General features: G+C 65.5%; 23 protein-coding genes. 11 read left to right on the top strand and 12 right to left on the bottom strand.

The features are described 5' to 3' along the window. Genes QZ186_RS01205 through QZ186_RS01195 form a run of 3 tightly spaced genes read right to left on the bottom strand, consistent with a single transcriptional unit; the run spans position 1 to position 1,582 of the window. A complete protein-coding gene (locus QZ186_RS01205) occupies positions 1 to 513 on the bottom strand; it encodes a CGLD27 family protein (protein ID WP_247478925.1) in 513 nt (170 codons plus the stop codon). 12 nt (positions 514 to 525) lie between these two features. Continuing rightward, complete coding sequence (gene rsfS, locus QZ186_RS01200) at positions 526 to 954, bottom strand: ribosome silencing factor (RefSeq protein ID WP_247478923.1); 429 nt, start codon at positions 952 to 954, stop codon at positions 526 to 528. Beyond that, positions 947 to 1,582, bottom strand: coding sequence for a DUF3318 domain-containing protein (locus tag QZ186_RS01195; protein WP_010317727.1), 636 nt, complete (start codon positions 1,580 to 1,582; stop codon positions 947 to 949). Before QZ186_RS01195 ends, rsfS begins: the two co-directional genes overlap by 8 nt. A gap of 125 nt (positions 1,583 to 1,707) precedes the next feature. Between QZ186_RS01195 and carB the strand changes: the two genes are divergently transcribed. Next, a complete protein-coding gene (gene carB, locus QZ186_RS01190) occupies positions 1,708 to 5,001 on the top strand; it encodes a carbamoyl-phosphate synthase large subunit (RefSeq protein WP_296415250.1) in 3,294 nt (1,097 codons plus the stop codon). A 4-nt stretch (positions 5,002 to 5,005) separates the two neighbouring features. Here the strand turns inward: carB and QZ186_RS01185 are convergent, their stop codons facing one another. Together QZ186_RS01185 and QZ186_RS01180 are read right to left on the bottom strand one after the other, a co-directional pair. Continuing rightward, positions 5,006 to 5,308, bottom strand: coding sequence for a HigA family addiction module antitoxin (locus QZ186_RS01185; protein ID WP_296415249.1), 303 nt, complete (start codon positions 5,306 to 5,308; stop codon positions 5,006 to 5,008). Further along, entirely contained in the window at positions 5,308 to 5,586 is a 279-nt protein-coding gene (locus QZ186_RS01180) for a type II toxin-antitoxin system RelE/ParE family toxin (protein WP_296415248.1), read from the bottom strand. Before QZ186_RS01180 ends, QZ186_RS01185 begins: the two co-directional genes overlap by 1 nt. A gap of 142 nt (positions 5,587 to 5,728) precedes the next feature. Between QZ186_RS01180 and QZ186_RS01175 the strand changes: the two genes are divergently transcribed. Continuing rightward, positions 5,729 to 6,406, top strand: coding sequence for a DUF3386 domain-containing protein (locus QZ186_RS01175; protein WP_247478921.1), 678 nt, complete (start codon positions 5,729 to 5,731; stop codon positions 6,404 to 6,406). 49 nt (positions 6,407 to 6,455) lie between these two features. Beyond that, a complete protein-coding gene (locus QZ186_RS01170; protein WP_247478920.1) occupies positions 6,456 to 7,787 on the top strand; it encodes a sodium:alanine symporter family protein in 1,332 nt (443 codons plus the stop codon). Here the strand turns inward: QZ186_RS01170 and QZ186_RS01165 are convergent. Both QZ186_RS01165 and gorA read right to left on the bottom strand, forming a co-directional pair. Further along, complete coding sequence (locus QZ186_RS01165; protein WP_296415245.1) at positions 7,784 to 8,491, bottom strand: SDR family NAD(P)-dependent oxidoreductase; 708 nt, start codon at positions 8,489 to 8,491, stop codon at positions 7,784 to 7,786. The genes QZ186_RS01170 and QZ186_RS01165 overlap by 4 nt on opposite strands. A gap of 4 nt (positions 8,492 to 8,495) precedes the next feature. Next, a complete protein-coding gene (gorA, locus tag QZ186_RS01160; protein WP_296415244.1) occupies positions 8,496 to 9,857 on the bottom strand; it encodes a glutathione-disulfide reductase in 1,362 nt (453 codons plus the stop codon). Between the two features lie 93 nt (positions 9,858 to 9,950). Here gorA and QZ186_RS01155 point away from each other — a divergent pair, with 93 nt between their 5' ends. After that, positions 9,951 to 11,207 (top strand): glutathione S-transferase family protein, encoded by a 1,257-nt coding sequence (locus QZ186_RS01155; RefSeq protein WP_029626378.1) that lies wholly within the window; start codon positions 9,951 to 9,953, stop codon positions 11,205 to 11,207. Between the two features lie 6 nt (positions 11,208 to 11,213). Here QZ186_RS01155 and QZ186_RS01150 read toward each other — a convergent pair whose 3' ends face one another. Continuing rightward, positions 11,214 to 11,387: a hypothetical protein gene (locus QZ186_RS01150; RefSeq protein WP_010317739.1), complete on the bottom strand. Its 174-nt coding sequence runs from the start codon at positions 11,385 to 11,387 to the stop codon at positions 11,214 to 11,216. Positions 11,388 to 11,469: 82 nt separating this feature from the next. Between QZ186_RS01150 and QZ186_RS01145 the strand changes: the two genes are divergently transcribed. Continuing rightward, a complete protein-coding gene (locus QZ186_RS01145) occupies positions 11,470 to 12,036 on the top strand; it encodes a DUF2808 domain-containing protein (protein ID WP_010317740.1) in 567 nt (188 codons plus the stop codon). On the opposite strand, the gene QZ186_RS01140 is transcribed toward QZ186_RS01145, so the two are convergent. Beyond that, positions 12,017 to 13,618, bottom strand: coding sequence for an NCS2 family permease (locus tag QZ186_RS01140; protein WP_296415243.1), 1,602 nt, complete (start codon positions 13,616 to 13,618; stop codon positions 12,017 to 12,019). The genes QZ186_RS01145 and QZ186_RS01140 overlap by 20 nt on opposite strands. Before the next feature lie 24 nt (positions 13,619 to 13,642). On the opposite strand from QZ186_RS01140, the gene QZ186_RS01135 reads away from it, so the two are divergent. The 3 genes from QZ186_RS01135 to QZ186_RS01125 all read left to right on the top strand — a co-directional run bounded on the left by QZ186_RS01135 (position 13,643) and on the right by QZ186_RS01125 (position 14,714). Then, a complete protein-coding gene (locus tag QZ186_RS01135; protein WP_247478913.1) occupies positions 13,643 to 13,921 on the top strand; it encodes a DUF427 domain-containing protein in 279 nt (92 codons plus the stop codon). Between the two features lie 73 nt (positions 13,922 to 13,994). Next, entirely contained in the window at positions 13,995 to 14,165 is a 171-nt protein-coding gene (locus tag QZ186_RS01130) for a hypothetical protein (RefSeq protein ID WP_156797969.1), read from the top strand. Between the two features lie 129 nt (positions 14,166 to 14,294). Beyond that, entirely contained in the window at positions 14,295 to 14,714 is a 420-nt protein-coding gene (locus tag QZ186_RS01125; RefSeq protein WP_247478910.1) for a helix-turn-helix domain-containing protein, read from the top strand. Here the strand turns inward: QZ186_RS01125 and QZ186_RS01120 are convergent. Further along, positions 14,711 to 15,136 (bottom strand): SgcJ/EcaC family oxidoreductase, encoded by a 426-nt coding sequence (locus QZ186_RS01120; RefSeq protein ID WP_247478909.1) that lies wholly within the window; start codon positions 15,134 to 15,136, stop codon positions 14,711 to 14,713. The two genes, QZ186_RS01125 and QZ186_RS01120, sit on opposite strands and share 4 nt — an antisense overlap. 42 nt (positions 15,137 to 15,178) lie before the next feature. Here QZ186_RS01120 and QZ186_RS01115 point away from each other — a divergent pair, with 42 nt between their 5' ends. After that, positions 15,179 to 15,838 carry a ParB-like protein gene (locus QZ186_RS01115; RefSeq protein ID WP_010317746.1) on the top strand — a complete coding sequence of 220 codons (660 nt, stop codon included), beginning with the start codon at positions 15,179 to 15,181 and terminating at the stop codon, positions 15,836 to 15,838. 33 nt (positions 15,839 to 15,871) lie between these two features. Continuing rightward, a complete protein-coding gene (locus QZ186_RS01110) occupies positions 15,872 to 16,342 on the top strand; it encodes a universal stress protein (protein WP_296415237.1) in 471 nt (156 codons plus the stop codon). On the opposite strand, the gene QZ186_RS01105 is transcribed toward QZ186_RS01110, so the two are convergent. Further along, positions 16,339 to 17,838 carry a peptide ligase PGM1-related protein gene (locus QZ186_RS01105; RefSeq protein WP_296415234.1) on the bottom strand — a complete coding sequence of 500 codons (1,500 nt, stop codon included), beginning with the start codon at positions 17,836 to 17,838 and terminating at the stop codon, positions 16,339 to 16,341. The two genes, QZ186_RS01110 and QZ186_RS01105, sit on opposite strands and share 4 nt — an antisense overlap. Before the next feature lie 90 nt (positions 17,839 to 17,928). Between QZ186_RS01105 and QZ186_RS01100 the strand changes: the two genes are divergently transcribed. Continuing rightward, positions 17,929 to 19,293 carry a DUF2252 domain-containing protein gene (locus tag QZ186_RS01100; RefSeq protein WP_296415232.1) on the top strand — a complete coding sequence of 455 codons (1,365 nt, stop codon included), beginning with the start codon at positions 17,929 to 17,931 and terminating at the stop codon, positions 19,291 to 19,293. Here QZ186_RS01100 and QZ186_RS01095 read toward each other — a convergent pair. After that, a complete protein-coding gene (locus QZ186_RS01095; protein ID WP_296415230.1) occupies positions 19,277 to 20,518 on the bottom strand; it encodes a carbohydrate porin in 1,242 nt (413 codons plus the stop codon). The genes QZ186_RS01100 and QZ186_RS01095 overlap by 17 nt on opposite strands. Positions 20,519 to 20,537 lie beyond the last annotated feature (19 nt).

Here is a 20,537-nt window from a genome sequence, read left to right as displayed (position 1 = left end):
TCAGAGAGCCTGACAGAGTCCCGTCGAGAGCAAGAGCAGTCCGCCGGTCGCGGCCAGGGCGAGTTGGATCTTGCGCAGGACTGGCTTGACTTCGTGGGTGGCCACCAGCAGATCCTGCTGTCTCCAGGCGAGTGGCTTTTCCCAGACCTGCCCGTCGTACCAACCGGATTCTTCGTACTCCACCTGGGTGGAGGTCAGGCGCCGCAGCACGGTTCTCCAGCCCAGCCACTGGCGCGTCAGCATCAGCAGCGGCACGACGCAGGCGCCGGCGGCTCCGGCGGCGGTGAGGGCTGCGGGGTCGTGGCGTAGGGCAAAGCTGCCGGTCGCCAGGTAGAGCGTCAGCGGCATCGCAATCAGCCAGCTCTGGATCAAGGGCTGGGCGATGTTCTGCTGGGCCCAGGCAAAAAACAGGGAGTCCTGCAGTTCCTTGTATTGCTCCAGCGGGCGCTGCTCTGGCGGGACCGGACAGGGCGTGCTGTTGCTGAGCCCCGGCGAAGGATCGCTAGCAGCCATTGCGTGTCCGGCTCAGGCCGGTGGAGCCTCGGCCGAGCCTACGAAGCTCTCCACCTCACCGTGGCCCCAGAAGGACTCCAGGTCGTAGTAGCTGCGCTCATCCGGGGTGAGGCAGTGCACGATCACCTCGCCGTAATCCAGCAGCACCCAGCGCCCCTCGTTCTGCCCTTCCTTGCGCAGGGGCAGGCGGCCGGTGTGCTCCTCGAGCTTGTCCTCAACGGAGCGGCCCATGGCGCGCACCTGGACATCGGTGAAGCCACTGGCAATCACGAACCAGTCGGCGATCGAGGAGATCTCCTCCACCCGAATCAGAACGATGTCGGTGGCTTTGCGGTCGTCACAGGCATCGGCGGCCAGCAGCGCCAGGGCTTTGCTGTCGTCGAGGTCGAGCCGGGGTCGGTTGGGGTCGGGACTGGGCTTGGCGGCTTGGGCCTCAGCCATAAACGTTCTCGCTGCTCACGGAGTGTCGGGAGCCCTGTTGCTGGGCCATCTCAGCCCGGGCTTTCCCTGCACTCTTGCGCAGCGCCTCCAGGCGGTCCTCGTAGAAGCTGCGCTTTTTCTTCTTGCGGGTCTGCTCCACCAGCTCCTTGAGGGCCCCGCCGAGGCTCTTGTAGGCGTTGGGCAGGGTGTAGCCGAAGCGGCAGGCCAGATCAATCGCCCGCTCATCGGCGGCGATGGCGTCCTGCAGACGCTTCTCGGAGTTGTTCTTGAGATAGAGGCGGTAGCCGGCAAAGCCGGATAGGCCCATGGCCATCAGCAGCAGCAGGCCGTCCTGAACCCAGAGTTCACCGATGGCGCCACCCAGGCCGATGGCCAGGGCCGCCATCTCCCAGCCGTCCCGGGGGACGGAGTCGTTCTGGATGCGGCCGACCTCATGCCAGAAGAGCAGGTTGCGGTGGTCGATCGCCAGGGCATCCCACTTCTGGAGATCCAGCTGAACCTCCACCTCATCGCGGCCGATCTCCTCGATGGTGATCAGCGGCGGGTCTGCTGAGGCCGCGGCTTCCACAAACACCCAGCTCTGCATCTCGGGAGGCAGCAGCCCCTTCAGGCGCTGGAGTTCGCTCATGAGGACGCTTCGGCCGTGTTGAAGACAACACTAGCCACGACGGGATCGTTGGCTGGGTCTGGCTTAACAGCAAGGGGTTTCAGCCACGTGAGAGGCTGGATGGGTTTGGCTGCCGGCCCCCTGCTATGCCCCGTCGCACGGATCTGCGTCGCATCCTGCTGCTGGGGTCAGGCCCGATTGTGATCGGGCAAGCCTGCGAATTTGATTACTCGGGAACCCAGGCGTGTAAAGCCTTGCGGGCCGAGGGTTTTGAGGTGGTGCTGGTGAACAGCAACCCCGCCTCGATCATGACCGATCCGGACATGGCGGATCGCACTTATATCGAACCTCTCACCCCTGATGTGGTGCGCCGGGTGATCGAGCTGGAGCGTCCGGACGCCCTGCTGCCGACCATGGGCGGACAGACCGCCCTGAACCTGGCGGTGGCCCTCTCCAAGGACGGCACCCTGGAGAAGTACGGGGTGGAGCTGATCGGCGCCAACCTCGAGGCGATTGAAAAGGCGGAAGACCGGGACCTCTTCAAAAGGGCCATGGGTCGCATTGGGGTGGGTGTCTGCCCCTCCGGCATCGCGACGACCTTGGAGGAGGCCGAGGCTGTCGGGGATCAGATCGGCAGCTATCCGCGGATCATTCGCCCGGCCTTCACCCTGGGGGGCAGCGGCGGCGGCATCGCTTACAACCCCGAGGAGTTCCGGGCGATCTGCCTGAGCGGCCTGGACGCCAGCCCGGTGAATCAGATCCTGATTGAGCAGTCCCTGCTCGGTTGGAAGGAATTCGAGCTGGAGGTGATGCGCGACACCGCCGACAACGTGGTGATCGTCTGCTCGATCGAGAACCTCGATCCGATGGGGGTGCACACCGGTGACTCGATCACCGTGGCCCCGGCCCAGACCCTGACGGACCGCGAGTACCAGCGCTTGCGGGATCAGTCGATCGCGATCATCCGCGAGATCGGTGTGGACACCGGCGGCAGCAACATTCAGTTCGCGATCAATCCCGCCAATGGCGACGTGATCGTGATCGAGATGAATCCGCGCGTCTCGCGGAGTTCGGCCCTGGCCTCGAAAGCCACGGGTTTCCCGATCGCCAAGATCGCTGCGCGTCTGGCCGTCGGATACACCCTCGACGAGATCATCAACGACATCACCGGCAAGACCCCGGCCTGCTTCGAGCCCACGATTGATTACGTGGTGACGAAGGTCCCCCGCTTCGCCTTCGAGAAGTTCCGCGGCAGCCCCGCCGTGCTGACCACCGCAATGAAGTCGGTGGGCGAGGCCATGGCCATCGGCCGCAATTTTGAGGAGTCCTTCCAAAAGGCCCTGCGTTCCCTGGAGACCGGACACGCCGGCTGGGGTTGCGATCGCCCGGACCCCAGCCCCGAGCGCTCGGACCTCGACCGGGAACTGCGCACCCCTGCACCCGATCGGATCTTTGCGGTTCGCACGGCGATGGTGAACGGCTACAGCGATGCCGACATCCATCGGATCTCCGCCATCGATCCTTGGTTCCTGGCGAAGCTGCGCCGGATCATCGAGAGCGAGCAGCGTCTGCTCAAGGGCCAGAACCTGACCGCCCTGGATGCCGCCGCCCTGCTGGAGCTCAAGCAGCTGGGCTTCTCCGATCGTCAGATCGCCTGGGCCACCGGCAGCAAGGAACTGGAGGTGCGCGCCCATCGCCAGAACCTGGGCGTCAATGCGGTGTTCAAAACCGTGGACACCTGTGCCGCGGAGTTCGCCTCCAGCACGCCCTATCACTACGCAACCTATGAGCGGCCGATGGAGCGTCTGCTCGCCGACGGCAGCCTGGAGTTGATCGCTCCGGAGTCCGAGGTTCAGCCGGAGTCCAGGCGCAAGGTGATGATCCTGGGCGGTGGCCCCAACCGGATCGGCCAGGGCATCGAGTTCGATTACTGCTGCGTCCACGCCTCCTTTGCGCTGCAGGAGGAGGGGTTCGCAACGGTGATGGTGAACTCCAACCCCGAGACGGTCTCCACCGACTACGACACCTCCGATCGCCTCTACTTCGAGCCCCTCACCTTTGAGGACGTGCTCAACGTGATCGAGGCCGAGAAGCCTGAGGGGGTGATCGTTCAGTTCGGCGGCCAGACCCCCCTCAAGCTGGCGATTCCCCTGCTGAACTGGCTGCAGTCCCCCGCCGGTCAGGCCACGGGTACCCGCATCTGGGGCACCTCGCCCGAATCGATCGACACGGCGGAAGACCGCGAGCAGTTCGAAGCGATCCTGCGTCGCCTGGACATCCGTCAGCCCCGCAATGGCCTGGCCCGCAGCGAAGCGGAGGCCCGCGTGGTGGCCGAGCGCGTTGGTTATCCCGTGGTGGTGCGCCCCAGTTACGTCCTGGGCGGCCGGGCGATGGAGGTGGTCTACGGCGAGGACGAGCTGAACCGCTATATGAACGAGGCGGTGAATGTCGAGCCGGATCACCCGGTGCTGATTGACCAGTACCTCGAGAACGCCACCGAGGTCGATGTCGATGCCCTCTGTGATGCCACCGGCAAGGTCGTCATCGGCGGCCTGATGGAGCACATCGAACCGGCCGGCGTGCACTCCGGTGACTCGGCCTGCGCGCTGCCCTCAGTCAGCCTGGAGCAGGAGGCCCTAGCCACGATTCGCCAGTGGTCTGAAGCCCTGGCCCTGGCCCTTCAGGTCAACGGCCTGATCAACCTGCAGTTCGCCATCAAGGACGGACTCGTCTACATCATCGAGGCCAACCCCCGGGCCTCCCGCACCGTGCCCTTCGTGGCCAAGGCCACCGGTGCGCCCCTGGCGAAGATCGCCAGCCGGATCATGTCGGGCAAGACCCTCGATCAGATCGGTCTGACCAGCGAGCCCAAGCCGCCCCTGCAGGCGGTCAAGGAGGCGGTTCTGCCCTTCAAGCGCTTCCCCGGTGCCGACTCGATCCTGGGTCCGGAGATGCGCAGCACCGGTGAGGTGATGGGCACGGCCACCAGCTTCGGCCTGGCCTACGCCAAGGCGGAGTTGGGTGCCAGTGAGGCCCTGCCCACCAGCGGCACGGTCTTCCTCTCCACCCATGACCGCGACAAGTCAGCCCTGCTGCCCGTCGCCCAGCGCCTTGATCAGATGGGCTTCCGTTTGGTGGCCACCGAAGGCACCGCCCGCGCGCTGGCGGAGGCCGGCCTCAAGGTTGAGACCGTCCTGAAGGTGCACGAGGGCCGCCCGAATATCGAGGATGCGATTCGCTCCGGTGAGATCCAGTTGGTGATCAACACCCCGGTCGGTCGTCAGGCCGCCCACGACGACAAGTACCTGCGCCGCGCGGCCATCGACTACGCCGTCACGACCGTCACCACCCTGGCCGGTGCCCGTGCCGCAGTTGAGGGCATCGCCGCCCTTCAGGCCCAGGAGATGCAGGTGCGCGCCCTGCAGGACATCCACGGGTAGGGACTCAGCTGCTCACCAAGGGCTGAATCTTGGCGATCTCCTCAGCGAGCTCCGCTCCGGCAATCTCTGTGTCGTAGGCGGCTTGAGCACGAAGCCAGTACCCGGGACTGAGGCCCAGGAAGCGGCAGAGTCGCAGGTCGGTATCCGCACTGATCGATCGCTGACCGGAGACGATTTCGCTGATCCTGGATGCCGGCACCTTGATGGCCTTCGACAGTCGGTACTGGCTGACCCCAAGCGGAACCAGAAACTCCTCAACGAGCAGTTCACCTGGGGTAATGGGGCTTAGGCGATCTTTGGAAGTCATCAGTGGTAATCAACGATCTCAACGGCTTCAGGGCCGGAATCTGACCAAACAAAGCAAAGGCGGAATTGGTCGTTGATCCGGATGCTGTGTTCTCCAGCTCGGTCGCCGCGCAGTGCTTCCAGTCGATTGCCGGGGGGAATGCGCAGATCCTCCAGGCGCGAGGCAATGTCCAGCTGGCGAAGCTTGCGCCGGGCCACCCGTTCGAAGGCCTGAAAGCGGGGGATCGCCCATCCCTGCGCTAGTCGCTCGGTGTCTGCGCATCGAAACGAGCGGATCACCAGTTCATCTTAGTTCTGTTTCGCAGAAGCATTGGTTCCTGCTCCCATGGCTTCCACGCTATGGGCTGTCTGGAGCAACGTCGTCCGTGAAATCACCGATCGCTTCATCCCCCTACGCTGGTTCCTTGCTGAATGCGTATCCGTGACCGTCGCCCCTAGCTCTGCCCCGGTTAGCTCTGGTTCCGACTGCACGGCTGCCTTCCGGGCGGCCTATGAGAACCGCTACACCTGGGCTCCTGGCTTTGGTGGCTACAGCGGCCGCTGCATCTGGGAGCAGGAGGACCAGCGCGTCGAAGGCAGCTTCAAGGTGGGCGCTGATCTGAAGGCCCAGGTGGAGGGCATCGAGAACGAGGAGATCCATAAGGCGATCGCCTCCCAGCTCTGGGAGGTCTGCATCCACCGCGTGCGCCGCAGCTTCGAGCAGACCCACGGCGAGAACACCTTCACCGCCGGCGAGACCGATGCGGTTGGGACCGAGGTGATCGTCGGCGGTAAGAACGCCGGCGACCGCTACCGGATCAAGGACGACGTGGTGACGATGGTGCACCGCCACATCCACGGCACCGTGGTGACGATCTTCACCGAGAGCACCACCGACACCGGCAGCGGCTACCTCAGCCACAGCTACACCAGCCAGTACGCCGATCCCGCCAGCGGCGAGGCCCGCGGCGGCAAGAGCCGTTTCACCGACACCTTTGTTCCCCTGGCCGGTGAGGGTCCCTGGGTGCTGAGCGAGCGGGTGGTGGAAACCGAGGCCTTTGGTGACACCCCGGCCGGTCGTCAGGTCTTCCGTTTCGAAGCCCTCAACGCCAATAGCTGAACGCCAGCAGATGTGACACGATCCCGCCAGGTTTGACCGGCGGGATCGGATGCAGGATCTGCTCAATCAGATCAACTCAGTGGTGTGGGGGCCCTACACCCTCTGGTTGATCGGCCTGACGGGGCTCTACCTGATGGTGGGCCTCGGCTTCATGCCCCTCCGCCGGATCGGCTATGCCGTGCGGCAGACCTGGGCCTCGATTCGTCAGTCCGACGGCGAGGGTGATGTCACGGCCTTCCAGTCGTTGATGACAGCCCTGGCAGCGACGATCGGCACCGGAAACGTTGCCGGTGTCGCCGGTGCCATTGGCGTTGGTGGTCCGGGCGCGGTCTTCTGGATGTGGCTGATTGCCCTGGTGGGCATGGCCACCAAGTACGCCGAGTCGCTGCTGGCGGTGCATCACCGCGAGGTGGATGAGCTGGGCGAGCACGTTGGCGGTCCGATGTACGTGATCCGCAATGGCCTTGGCCGCGGCTGGGGTTGGCTGGCCGTTCTGTTTGCGCTCTTTGGCACCCTCGCCGGCTTTGGCATCGGCAATGGCGTTCAGGCCCATGAGCTGGCCAAGGCCTTGAACGTGAGTCTTGGGATTCCGCCTCTGGTGACCGGTGTGGTCTTTGCTGCGATCACCTTTGCTGTGATCATCGGCGGCATCGAACGGATTGGACGGGTGGCCTCGGCGGTCGTGCCGTTCATGGCCATCGTCTACGTCGGCGGCGCCCTGACGATTCTCTTGGCTCACCTGGGTGAGATTCCCGCGGCCCTGGCGCTGATCATCCAAGACGCCTTCTCGGCCCAGGCCGTGGCCGGTGGTGCCATCGGCGTGATGATCCAGAAGGGGATCGCCCGCGGCGTGTTCTCTAACGAAGCAGGCCTGGGGACCGCGCCGATCGCCCAGGCGGCGGCCAAGCCCGGTGATCCGGTGCTGCAGGGCTCCGTCGCGATGCTCGGCACCTTTATCGACACGATCATTGTTTGCACGATGACCGCCCTGGTGATCGTCATCAGCGGTGCCTGGCTGCCCATGGAAGGGGCAACGGCTCCCCAGGGCGTTGCCTTGACCATGGCCGCCTTTGACTGGGGTCTGCCCGGTGGTGCCTGGCTGGTGACCTTCGGCACGGTCTTCTTCACCGCCACGACCATCCTGGGCTGGGGCTACTACAGCGAGCGTTGCCTCGAATTCCTGGTGGGTGTGAAGGGCATCAAGCCCTTCCGTCTGGTCTGGGTTGCCGTGGTGGTCTTGGGCTCAGTGGCCAGCTTTGATCTGATCTGGACCGTCGCCGACATCCTGAACGGCCTGATGGCGATCCCCAACCTGATCTCCCTGCTGCTGCTGAGCGGCACGGTCTTCCAGCTGACCCGTCAGTACAAGTTCGAGCGCTAGGCCTCGAGGTTGCAGTTCACCGCCAGCTCAAAGGGCACGCAGCTGTTGGGTTGCTCCAGCAGCTGGCTGGTGAGGGCGGCCAGGTCTTCGCTCTGGGTCATCTGCTCAGGGGGCAGGGCCTTCACCGCGGCGGCCATGTCGGTGTTGACCCAACTCGGGCAGACCGCCGTCACCCGGATCCCGCTCTCCCAGCCCTCATTGCGCATGGTCTGGCAGAGCCCCATCAAGGCGAACTTGCTGGTGCTGTAGGCCGCCAGGCGGCCCTTGGTGCGTTTGCCGCTCATCGAGACCAGCACGACGACGCGGCCGGAGCCATGGGCTTGGAGCTGCGGCCAGGCGGCCCGGGTCAGCCACCAGGGCCCCATCACGTTGACGTCGAACAGCCGCTGGATCTCCTGCTCCTGGCCGCTCTCAAACACCAGCGGCACCCGCGAGAAGATCCCAGCGCAGTGGATGACGCTGTCGAGCGCTCCGAAGTGCTCCAGCGTCGCCTGCACCCAGGCCTCGGCGCTCGTGGGTTCGGCCGCGTCATAGGGGTGCAGCAGCACGCGCTCGGCGCCGGCCTGCTCGGGGTCGAGGGGGCTGCCCTTGAGGTCGCCTGGGTTGCGCAGGCCCAGGCTCAGGCGATGGCCATCGCTCAGGAGCCGCTCGGCCATGGCCCGGCCGATGCCGCGGCTGGCGCCGCTGATCAAGAGTGTGCGCATGGCCTTAGTTGGGCAGCGTGACGAACTCCTCTGAGATCGTCGGATGCAGCGCCATGGTGCGATCGAAATCCGCCTTGGTCGCTCCCATGCCGATGGCGATGGCCGCCATCTGAATGATCTCGGCCGCGTGCTCGCCCACCATGTGGCAGCCCAGCACCTTGCCGCTGCCGGCCTCGAGCACCAGCTTGAGCAGCACCTTGGGATCACGGGCCGGTAGGGCCTGGCTCATGGGACGGAAGCGGGCCCGATGGACCTTGATGCCGTCCTTGCCGTAGCGCTCGACCGCGGCCTCTTCGCTGAGGCCAACGCTGGAGAGCTCCGGCTGGGAGAAGACCGCCGCCGCCACCAGGTCGTGGTCCACCTGGCGCGGCTTGTTCCCCCAGATGCTGTCGGCCAGGGCCCGGCCCTCATCAATGGCGACCGGGGTGAGGTTGACCCGGTCGGTGACGTCTCCCACGGCGTAGATGTGGGGCACGTTGGTGCGCTGATCCGCGTCGACTGGAATGCGATGGCCTTCCATCGCCACCCCAGCGGCTTCGAGGTTGAGGCCCGCCAGGAAGGGGCGGCGGCCCGTGGCCAGCAGCACGCCGTTGCAGGCGATGCGCTCGCCGCTTTGGGTGACCACCGTCAGCGCCCCCGGTTCGCCTTCGATGGCGGCGGGGCTGTGGGCGAGGCGCACCGTGATGCCCTCGGCCTCCATCGCCTCCAGCACGGCCTGGCCGCACTCCCGATCGAAGCCCCGCAGCAGGTGATCGCCGCGCACCAGTTGGGTCACCTGGACCCCCAGGCCATTGAGGATGCAGGCGAACTCACAGGCGATGAAGCCGGCGCCGACCACGACCACCTGCTTGGGGAACTGCTCGAGTTCAAACAGGTCGTCCGAGATCCAGCCCAGCTCGGCGCCCGGGATCTGCGGGCGATGGGGGCGTCCCCCCACGGCGATCAGGATTCGCTCGGCGCTCAGCCGCCGGGTCTCCTTCCCGCTGCTGTCCTGGACGCTGACGCTGCGGTCGTCGGCGAGACGGCCCCAGCCGCGCACCAGCTCAACGCCAGCCTTCTCCAGGAAGCCAATGTGCAGTTGGTTGAGGCGATCCACCTCGGCGCGCACCTTGCTGAGCAGGACGCTGCTGTCATGGCTCACCTCGCCCAGGCTCCAGCCGTAGCTGGCGGCATCGCTGAGTTGGTGGCGAACGGCGGATCCGTAGACCATCAGCTTTTTGGGAACGCAGCCGCGGATCACGCAGGTGCCGCCGACCCGATCCCCTTCAACGATGGCCACGCGGGCGCCATAGGAGGCGGCGCGCTTGGCGGCGGCCAGTCCGCCTGAGCCTGCGCCGATCACGATCAGATCGAAGTGGTCGCTCATGCCCTCGCCCTTGCTTGCCCCAAGTGTTGCCTAGAGGCACCCGCGCTGCCGCTTTGATTCCCTAAAACAGAAGGCCGTCCCGCCCTCCCGTTGATGTTCAGCTCCCCGGGCCCGCAAGCATTGAGCTGGGAGGACCTGGCTGAGCTGCTGCCCCTGCAGAGCGAAGAGCAACTGCTGCAGCTGCGTCAGGAGGGTCCCACCAACGCCCAGGCGCGGCTGAGGCTGTTCGGCCGGCCGGAATCGGAGGTGCGCGTCACCCTCTATCGCGATCACCACGCCTGGTGTCCCTATTGCCAGAAGGTCTGGCTCTGGCTGGAGGAGAAGCGGATCCCCTACCGGATCCGCAAGGTGACGATGTTCTGCTACGGCGAGAAGGAGCGCTGGTACAAGCAGGTTGTCCCCTCGGGAATGCTGCCGGCCCTGGAGCTCGACGGGCGTCTCTACACCGAGAGCGATGTGATCCTTCAGGCCCTGGAGGATGCCTTTGGGCCGCTGGAGGCTGGCCTGAGTGATCCCGATGTCTTCCCCCTGCGGCAGTTGGAGCGCCGCCTGTTTCGCGCCTGGTGCCAATGGCTCTGCTACTGCGAGGGCCAAGGGGCGCACAGCGCTCCGGCTGAACAGCACTTCGCCCGGATCGCGACCCTGGTGGAGGAGGCCCTGGAGGCCACCCCTGGTCCGTTTTTCCTCGAGCGCTTCAGCAGTGCCGATGTGATCTTCATCCCCTACCTCGAGCGGATGAACGCCTCCCTCGCCTACTACAAGGGCTACGGGATTCGCCAGCAGCACCCGGCCATCGACCGCTGGTTCACGGCGCTGGAGCAGCGCCGCACCTACCTGGGTACCCAGAGCGATTTCCACACCCATGCCCATGACCTGCCGCCGCAGATGGGTTGCTGCTTGGCCAGCGGCACGGCCGAGCAACGCCGCGTCGCTGAGCTGATCGACCAGGGTCCCTGGCCCGTGGAGGATCCGGCCGTGATCGAGACCCGCCAGCCGGCGCCCGAGGGGGCCGCCCTTGAGGCCGTGGCCCGGGTGCTGCGCCACCGCGAGCGCTTGCTGGCGATCAATCCCGCCCCCTCAGCGGCTTTTGATCAGGCACTGCGCGCGGCCCTGACCCTGCTGTTGAAGCCGGCCAACGGCGCGATCACTCCACCCGCCGGCACGGCCGCGGGTCTGCGTTACCTGCGCGATCGGATCTCGGTGCCGCGGGACATGTCCCTGCATGCCGGCCGCCTGCTGCGCGCCGCCCTGGAGACCACCGCCGCCCTCGATGGCAACGCCCAAGCGGAAGCGCTGCCGGTGCAGCACCGCCGCGATCAGAACCCCGTTCCCTTTCTCGTTGAGGCCTAGGCGGAATTAGCGGCCGCTGATCTGGGCCTTCTTGGCCATCAGGTACTGCACCAGTTCCTGCTGCAGGGTGACCAGTTCGCGGGTGCAGCCGCGGAAGGCCGCCCGGTGGCGGATCTCTTCGTGGCGGGTGTTGAGGTCCCGCAGCATCAGTTCGATGGCATCGAGTTCAGCCCGGTTCATCGAGGTGCGCTGCAGTGCTTTGAAGATATCAACTGCTCTCAAAAACGCTGGCTAGCGTTCAACCATCCACACCAATGCAGCTATGGCCGCCTGGAGAGCGTCATCGGCCGCCGCCTGCACGGCGCTTGGTTTGTTGCTTGGTGCAGCGGCCGACGGCATCCGGCCTGAGCCCGCGGCGGCCCTGGAGCTGCGGGGCCAGACCTATTTCACCAATCCACCCTGGAAGGTGGATTTCACCAACTACTACTGGTACGTCAACCAGGCCCAGGGGGAGTACTACTTCACCGTCACCCTGGCGGAGAACGCCGGGGCCGGACTGGGGGGCTTGGTGATCACCCAGATCCGCGGGGTCGATCGCAACTTCTCCTTGGCGCCCCAGCGTGCCCATGCCTTCATCGGTCGCCCCCGGCGGGAGGGTGCTGCCGTGCCAGTGGAGGCCACCTTTGATCAGGCCACGCGCACGCTGCGGGCGGTCTTCCCGGAGCCGCCGCAACCCGGTCAGGAGGTGACCCTGGCCCTGCGCCCGCCGCTGAATCCCACCTGGGCTGACACCTATGTCTTTGCGGTGCAGGCCCTGCCCGCGGGCCCCGACCCGGTGCCGGCACCGCTGGGGGTCGCGCGGCTGGAGATCATGAGCCGTTTCTGGTGAGGCGGCCCTTGAGGCTGGCGGCGGCAAAGACCGCGGCCATCGCCAGATAACCCTGGGCCCAGGCTGCGCCCACGCCCCAGCCCAATTGCAGGGTGGTGTCGCTGGCGCTGAATTGCCAGGCGTGGATCACGCCAAACCAGGAGCAGGCGGCGGCCACCAGGGCCGCCAGGCAGGCGGCCTTGAAGCGCTGCTCGATCGCGTAGACGACCATCGCCGCTAGGAGCATGGCGGTGATGATCTGGCCCTGCTCCAGGGCAAAGGCACCCGCAGCCCAGACATCGGCCTGTTGCAGCCCCTCCAGCAAGCCAGGGCCAAAGGGGGTCTCGGCACTGCCGGCTCCACCGGCGCGGAGCCCCGCCTTGATCAGCAGGGCCCCCCATCCCGCCAGGCCCGGCATCAGCCCCAGGGCGACCGCTGGCGCATGGGCGCGGGGTGTGGCCTCAAAGGCCTGGGCCGTGATCACCAGGCCGATGTAGAGCACGATCGCCATCCCGGCTTCGATCGGCACGATCTGGCCCACCACGCCAAACAGCCCCAACAGGCAGGCCGCGCCCATCAGCAGGCCGTTCAGCCAGGAGTAGCCAATGCGGGCCCCCATCCCCTTCCAGCCGGGATGGCCGATGTAGATCGTGGTGGGAAAGCAGGAGCCCAGGCCAGCGGCGACCATGGTTCCCAGGCCATTGATCAACAGTGAGCTGCGTACGGGGTAGCGATCGCCGGCGGCCTCCGCGCTCTCGATGTTCTGCAGTGAACCGAGCACGTTGAACAGCCCCATCGGAACAATCACCCCGAGCCAGGGCAGCAGTTGGCCGCGGGCATCCCAGAGGCTCCCGAGCTGCAGCTGGGGCGAGCGCCAACCGATCTGGGCGGCCTCCTGGGCCCAGCGCTCCGGGTTGGCGTCAATCAGTCCACTGCTCCAGGCCAGGGCGCTGCCCACCAGCACCGCCAGCAGGCCGCCTGGAATCGGGAAGCGGACCTTGCCGTAGTAAGTCGCCAGGATCACCGCCAGCACCGCCAGACCCACCAGCGGTTGGGCATAGGTGCGCAGCAAAAAGCCCAGGGCGATGTAGCCCAAGGCAATCCCCGCCAGGGTGGAGAGCAGGGCGGCCCGGGGCAGCCAACGCCGCAGCCAGCCTGCGCAGAAGGCGCCGCAGGCCTCGATCAAGCCCGAGCCCAGGCAGGCCACCAGGCCCGCCTGCCAGGAGAGGCGGACGGCGCTGGCCTCATCCAGCCCCTGGCCCAGGGCGGTGAGTTTCACCGGCAGCATCACCAGAAAGATGTAGGCGAAGAGGCTGACGGTGTTGATGCCGTAGGGCAGGGCCGTCCGGTCGCTGCGTCCCTCCCGTTGCGCCAGCCGGTAGGCCTGCAGGGCGTAGGCACCATTGCCGATCAACAGGCTGATGCCGGTGGCGGGAAGGATGGTTCCAAAGACCAGGGCATCGGGGTAACCCAGCACCCCGCGGCAGAGCCCCAGGATCAGCAGGATTTGGATCAGGTTGTCCAGGCTCAGGCCGAGAAACCCATCCAGATCTCCGCTGACAAACCAGCGGGGCCCCGACTTGCTTGGCTCAGGCGAGATCATGGCGGCAGTGGCATCCCCTCAAGCATGCAAGCCAGCTGGAACGGAACCGTCATCGCCGAGAGCGACGACATCGTCGTGGTGGAGGGCAACCCTTATTTCCCCCGGGCGGCTTTGAAGCAGGAGTTCTTCCGCGACAGCAGCCACACCAGCAGCTGCGGTTGGAAGGGCACCGCCCGCTACTGGGATGTGGTGGTCAATGGTGAGGTCAATGCCAACTGCGCCTGGAGCTATGAGACCCCCAAGCCCGCCGCCGCAGAAATCAGCGAACGGGTGGCGTTCTGGAAGGGGGTGAAGGTCGCCTGAAGCTCGGCACAAATGCCGATTGACGGGTGATCAGGCGCCGCTTGGATGACGGGGTTGCGCGTTGACCCTGGTCATGGCGAGCTCCAAAGATGCCGCGAGCTTGGTGTTGCTTGGCCTCTACGGCTTCATTGCCCTGCGGCTGCTGTTGACCTGGCTGCAGCGCCGCCGCCAGCGGCGCTGGCGCGGCGCACCCCACTGCTTGTTGGCCCCGACAACCGTCGCCGCTCGAGGCCGTTCACGCTGAGCGTTATGCAGGTTTTGCATGGTGCGCAGGATTCCGTGATATTCGCCCTCTTGGGATAGCCGGCTCCCTTAACTTCCTCTCGCAGTTTTTACTCCCCCTCGGTTGGAGCGCTCTGTTCAACAGCGAGCGATGGATCCAGCCGACGCGGCGGTGATGCGCGCATTGGCCTTGTATGTCGCTGAGCATTACGCCAGCGATCTGCGGATGCCGGATCTGGCGTCCCATGTTCACGTCAGTGTTCGCACCCTGCAGAACCTCTTCCATAGCCATTGCGGTGAACCACCGCTCAAGGCCCTGAGACGTTTTCGTCTGCATCAGCTGAACAGCCTCGTCCTGGACCGGCCCTGGACTCCTCTGCGTGAGCTCTACCGCCTTTGTGGTTTGACGGGCTCGGTGGCTGATCGCGATTTCTTCCTCGAGATTTATGGCCTCACCATCCGTGAGCACCAAGAGGGAGCACGGCTGAAGTCCACCCCGGTCCCCTCGCCCTCCGCCCTGACGGAATTCCCGAAGGGCGAACTGCGGCACATGCTCAAGGCCGCGGCCTAGGGAAGCAGCGAGGAGTGGTGGTGCTCGATGCTCCAGGCTCCATCCTGGTAGGCGTAGACAAAGGTGTAACGGGCCCGAACCCAGCCCTGACCGTCCAGTTCAAAGCTGTAGTTGCCGGCGTCGATGGCCACGTTGCAGTCGCTTTGGATCACCCGCTCATCAATGCGGCCGGTGGGGTGTTTGCTCAGGAAGCCCTTGAAATAGTCCTCGATTCCCGCCGTCGTGGTGCGTGCCTGGTTCGAGAGGGTGGGCAGCAGCAGCGCATCCGGGCGGTAGAGGGCGCTGACCTGGGCGGGATCCCCAGTGGCCAGGGCCGCATTCCAGCGGTCAAATAGAGCGGCTACTTGGGGATCCGTGAGGGTGTGGCAGCTGGTTGAATCCGCAGCCCAGGCACTGTTCACGCCGACACAAAAAACGGCCAAGAGTGACAGCAGCAGTTGAAAAACCCGGTTTAGGTTCGGTCCATGGCCCTGCGTTTGCCTCCGTTTCATCCCTTGCCACCCCCGAAGGGCGGAAAGAACGCGCTGCTCGAGGTTCCGATTCAGGATCTGCATCCGACTCAGCTCTGCGTGGGCATGGCGGAGATCGTCAGCCGCCAAAGGGATTTTGCTGAGGATGACCCCAAAGAGCAGCGTCAGTACTTAAAGCGCAAACCCACGCCGCTGGTGCGCTCAGCCGCCGGTGAGCTCTGGATGGTGGATCGTCACCATCGCCTGCGCGCCCTGCTTGAGCTGGATCCCCAGGCCACGGCCTTCGGCTATGTGGCGCTGGAGGTGGACAGCGCCGATCCCGCGGTGGTCCTGGCTGAATTGCAGCGCCGGGGATGGCTCTACCTCTATGACGGTCGCGGCCTGGGGCCCCAGCATCCGTCGGTCTTACCCCCCACGCTGCTGGGAACCCAGGACGATCCCTACCGCAGCCTGGTCTGGAAGTTGAAGCGCGAGAAGGTGATCACCTCGGCGCCTTTGATTCCCTTCCATGAGTTCCGCTGGGGGGCTTGGTTGCGCAGTCGCCAACTGCCGCCCTTCAGCTCAGCAAAGCTGGAGCCGGCCCTGCCCGCGGCCCGGGCTTTGGCTCGCTCCCAGGCGGCCTCACGGCTGGCCGGTTGGATTGGGCCGTCCTGACTAGCTTTCGGGTAGAGCAAAGGACTGCAGCCGATGTTTCGTCATCTTCTGGTGCCAACCGATGGCTCGGAGCTGTCCCAGTTGGCGGTGGATCAGGCGGTGCAGATGGCCAGTGAGATCGACGCCAAGATCACCTTTTTCCATGTGCAACCGAGCTACTACGGTCGCCCCGATGTAGCCCTCTATGGGGAGGGTTTGGTCCTGGATCCGCTGATGACCGAGCAGTTCAGCAAGGCCAATGCGGACTACGCCGAATCGGTACTGGGGGCGGCCAAGGCCAAGGCCAGTGCCAAGGGGGTGGAGGCGGATGGGGCGACCTCGGTGAATGCCGTGATTTATGAGGCGATCCTTGAGGCCGCCAGCGATAACCAGTGCGATCTGATCTTCATGGCCTCCCATGGCCGCCGCGGCTTGGCGGGCCTGGTGCTCGGCAGTGAAACCCAACGGGTGCTGACCCACGCGGAGTTGCCGGTCTTGGTCTATCCCGGCCGCGGGCAGGACTAGCCCCCGCCCTGGACGCTGGTGGCCTGTTGGATCAGTTGCCCCGCCGTGGCCCCGTAGACCTGCTTGGCTTCCGCGGCGCTGCGACCCACGCAGGTCATCCCCAGCTTTCCGTACTCCGAGAGACAGCCCAGCAGGTGAAAGACGCTGCCCCGTAGACGTGCCGGGTCGTAGTGCAGATCGGCTTCGGCGACGATGTCGATCAGGTCCGCCGGCAGCAGCCCCCGCAGGTTGGGATGCGTGAGGTTGTCGGTGGCCATGTAGTGCAGGGCCTGACCGGTGGGGGAGAGAAACTCACCCGTTCCCGGATCGAGCTTGCCGGTGGTGATGGCCCGTAGGGCCATGTAGGGGTGGGTGGTGCCGCCTTGCCTGAGGTTCACCTCGATCGCCTGTAGGTCCCATTGCCCATCGATCAGGCGGGCAATGAAGTCGACGGCGTAGCGCTCCAGGGCCCCTTCGGCTCCGAGGGCCTCGCCAATGGCCTGGCCATGGCGCATCAGTGTGAGGCGATAGGCCTTGTCCGCTGGGAAGCGGCAGCCGTGATAGGTCTGCCCATTGCTGCCCCCCAGGATCTGTTCGTGGGTGGAGAGCACCTCAACGCGCCCCCCGGGGTGGATGGTTCCTTGCACGCTTGGGGAGCTGAGTTGATCGCCCCCCTCCAGCCAAGCCTCCACCAGGGCGCCCTGCTCCGCCAGCAGGGTGAGCCAGCCTTGGGCGGGCATCGGCAGGCGCTCCAGTTCTTGCCGCAGCCGCTGGCGCCGGGCAGCGGCAGAGCGCTCCTGCAGTTGCAACGGGGCGAGATCCAGGGCGCCATTGCCCTCACCGCTGATCCCCTCGTTGAGCTTGACCACACAGCGCTTGAGCTCAGGGTGCGCTTCCCAGAGCGTGGCGGTGACTTCGGCCAGGTCCTCGAGGTTGTGGACCAGATCACTCCCAGGTGGGTGCGGCACCCCGCAACGGGCAAAGAGCTCACGGCTGCCGGCCTTGCTGCCCCAGTGGCCCAGGGCGGGGTCGGTGCCAAGCAGCGGGATCTGCAGCGCTTCGGAGAGACGTTTCTCGAGCTCGGTCACGACGAAGCAACTGATGAAGCTGCGTCCCGGGCGCAGTTGCTCCTGGATGCGGGCCAGCAGGGCGGGCCGCTCCAGCAACTTTTCGGTCAGGGGCCGGTTGGAGGCGTCATCGGTGTCAAAGAGCTGGAGACGCCGCCGGGCATGGGAGGTGGGGACACCGGGCAGAAGCTCGAGGACCGCATCGACCACCAGCTCCGGCAGCAACTTGCTGGTGACATAGATCGCCCTGACCCCGGGATCCCGAAGCCGAATCAGCGAAAACAGCTGCCGCTCCTCGTAATGGTGCGCACCGGTGACTAGGGCCATCAGCGCCCTGTCCATGCTCAGGGAGGGCACCACCAGCACGTCGAACTGGCCGCCCTTGCCGCTGTGCTCACAGCCCCAGCCCGGCTGCAGTTGGGCCTGGAGTTCCCGAAAGGAGAGGGCCATAGGGCGAGGCGCTTGTCTCCATGTTTGCCAGATTCTTCCGTTTTGCCCGGCGGCTCGCTAAGTCAGTAGGAGGTGCACCTCCCAGGACCGTTGCGTGCGAGCGACCCCAACGCGGCTGGATGGGAGGACCTCTCGCTCTGGCAACCGCTGCTTGATCGGCGGGACCCGATCAGCCGAATCGAGGAACAGAACAGCACCCGCTTGCCCTGGTTGATCGCCGAGCGGCATCGGCGCATGGCCGAGAGTCCCTTCGCCTGGTTCCGAGGGACGGCGGCCCAGATGGCGGCCGATCTGGCGCCCTTGCCCCGTAGTCCCCATTGGGTGCAGCTGTGTGGTGATGCCCACCTGCTGAACTTCGGTTTTTATGCCTCGCCGGAGCGCAGCCTGGTCTTTGACATCAATGACTTTGATGAGACCGCACCCGGACCGTTTGAGTGGGATGTCAAACGCCTCCTGGTCAGCGCCGTCTTGGTGGCACGCCAGTGGCAACTGGATCGCGAGGAGCAGTTCCGCCTCGCCCGCAAGGTGGCCGCGGCCTATCGCAAGGCGATGGCGGAGTACGCCAACCTCCCCACCCTGAAGCTCTGGAACTGTCTGCTCCATGTTGAGCGGTTCGTGGAGGAGCTGCCGGCCACGGCCTTCCGTTCCCACCTTGAGGCGGCGGTGGCCCAAGCCCTGCGGCGCTCGGGACGCCAGGCCATTCAGAAGCACTGTGAGTTCCTGCCGGATGGAACCGCTCAGATTCGCCATCAGCCGCCCTTGGTCTGGCGCCATGCCCTGTTGGATCCCACCGCCCTGTGGGCCTCAGAGCCGGATCTGGATCCTGCGTCCATCCCCAGCCACAGCGAAGCGATCGCCTTCCTACTGGCGGGGTATCGCGAGAGCTTGCCACCCCACCGCCGCTACCAATTGCAGGACTTTGCCTTGGTCGACACCGCCCTCAAAGCCGTTGGCGTGGGTTCGGTTGGCACCCGCTGTGCCATTGGCCTGATGAAGGGGCCCCATCCGGAGGACTGGTTGTTGCTGCAAAGCAAGCAGGCCCTGCCGTCCTGCATCGACCAGCAACTGGGGAATGAGGCGGGGCATCAGGGACAGCGGGTTGTCGAAGGCCAGCGTTTGATCCAGTGCGTCTGCGATCCCTTCTTGGGCTGGACCTCAACGCCCAAGGGCATTCCGATGTACTGGCGGCAGCTGCGGGACTGGAAGGCCTCGGTCTCCCTCGCCTCGATGAAGCCCCCCTCCCTGAAGGCCTACGCCAAGCTCTGCGCCATGGTCTTGGCACGGGCCCACGCCCGCAGTGGTCAGCGTCAAACCCTCCATGGCGCCCTCGGGGATGACAAGGGCTTTGATCGGGCGATGGCCAACTTTGCCCTGGGCTACAGCGATCAGGTGGAAGAGGACCATCGGGCGCTGCTGCAGGCCATGGCCTCCGGCCGGCTTACAAGCTCAGACTGATCTGGACGCTGGTGGTCAGGATTCCCGGTGTGGGGATGTCTCGGCCACTGGGGTTGAAGATCCACTGCAGGGTGGGCTGCAGATTCAGATTGGGGTTGAGCTGCAGGCGATAGCCCAGCTCCAGAACGCCCTCGTAGGGCTGGTTGGGGTAGCCCGGTGGGGCCGCGGCGCTCAGACCAGCGTGCCCGCCACCGAGGATCAGCAGGTCCTGGGGGCGCTTGGGGAAGACCCCTTGGATCACCAGGCCGCCGCCGAGGAAGCTTGGTGCCTGATTGAGATCAAACTCCGGCGAGTAGGCCCCGCCGATCCAGACCCGGTCATCGAGGCCCAGGGGTAGACCGCTTTTCCAGGTCGCACTGCCGAACAGTCCTTCGCCTTGGTAGTCCGTGGTGAAGCCGCCGATGGAGAACAGCTCACCGGGTAGGACGCTGCCTGCGGGCTGGCTGCGCTTGGGGCTGTAGTTCAGCTGCAGGATGTGGGCGTCTCCGACCTTGGTGGGCGTGATGTTGACCGGCGCGCCGAAGGCTTGGATGATCGGGATGGCGGTCGTCAGATCAAACCAGCCGTAGTAGACGTCGAGATCCTTGTGGGGATGGATGTCGAGCCTTGCGGCCAGGCTTGAAAAGGGTGAGATCGGTAGGTTCCCCGCAAAGATGTTGTAGGTGTTGTTCAACGCCGAGTGCACGTAGTTGTTGAGGATCGGCGCACTCAGCAGCGTTCCATCGAAATCACCATTGATCGGAATCACACCAGCGCGGACACCGATCCAACCTTCTCCGGCGCTGCGCTCCAAGGACAGTTCCGTCGGATAGAAACCAGCGGGGTAGGACAGGGTTTGCGGGGCTAGGAACGCGCCAATGCGAGTGCCATAGCTCACATCGCCCGCGACGTGATTGATGTTGGCGTTGATGTGCCAGTGATCTGGCTCATTCCAGTCCTGGACCGCACGGCTCAGACCTGTCCCCAGTTGGAGATCAATCGACGTGTCCTGGATCCAGGCCGAGCTTTGAGCAGCCCCTCCCAGGGGGTTCGCCATGGGCTCGGCGGTGTAGCTGATCGAGAACCGCAGCCAGTCGGGCAGCTTCAGCGCCTCTTGCAGGCTGAAGGCCTGTTGGGGTTGTTCGCTCGGGCTTGTTGTGCTGTCTTCGCTTGCCCAGCCGTTGCCGCCAAGCAGCAGGCTGAGCAGGAGCGTTAGCGATCCAGTGGCAAGGCCCCGCAGGATCACCGTGGCTCACGCAGAGGTC

It is taken from the genome of Vulcanococcus sp. DEBay_Sum29NL08_54 (assembly GCF_017859255.1).
GTDB lineage: Bacteria > Cyanobacteriota > Cyanobacteriia > PCC-6307 > Cyanobiaceae > Vulcanococcus.
This window is presented reverse-complemented; position numbering and strand designations above follow the sequence as displayed.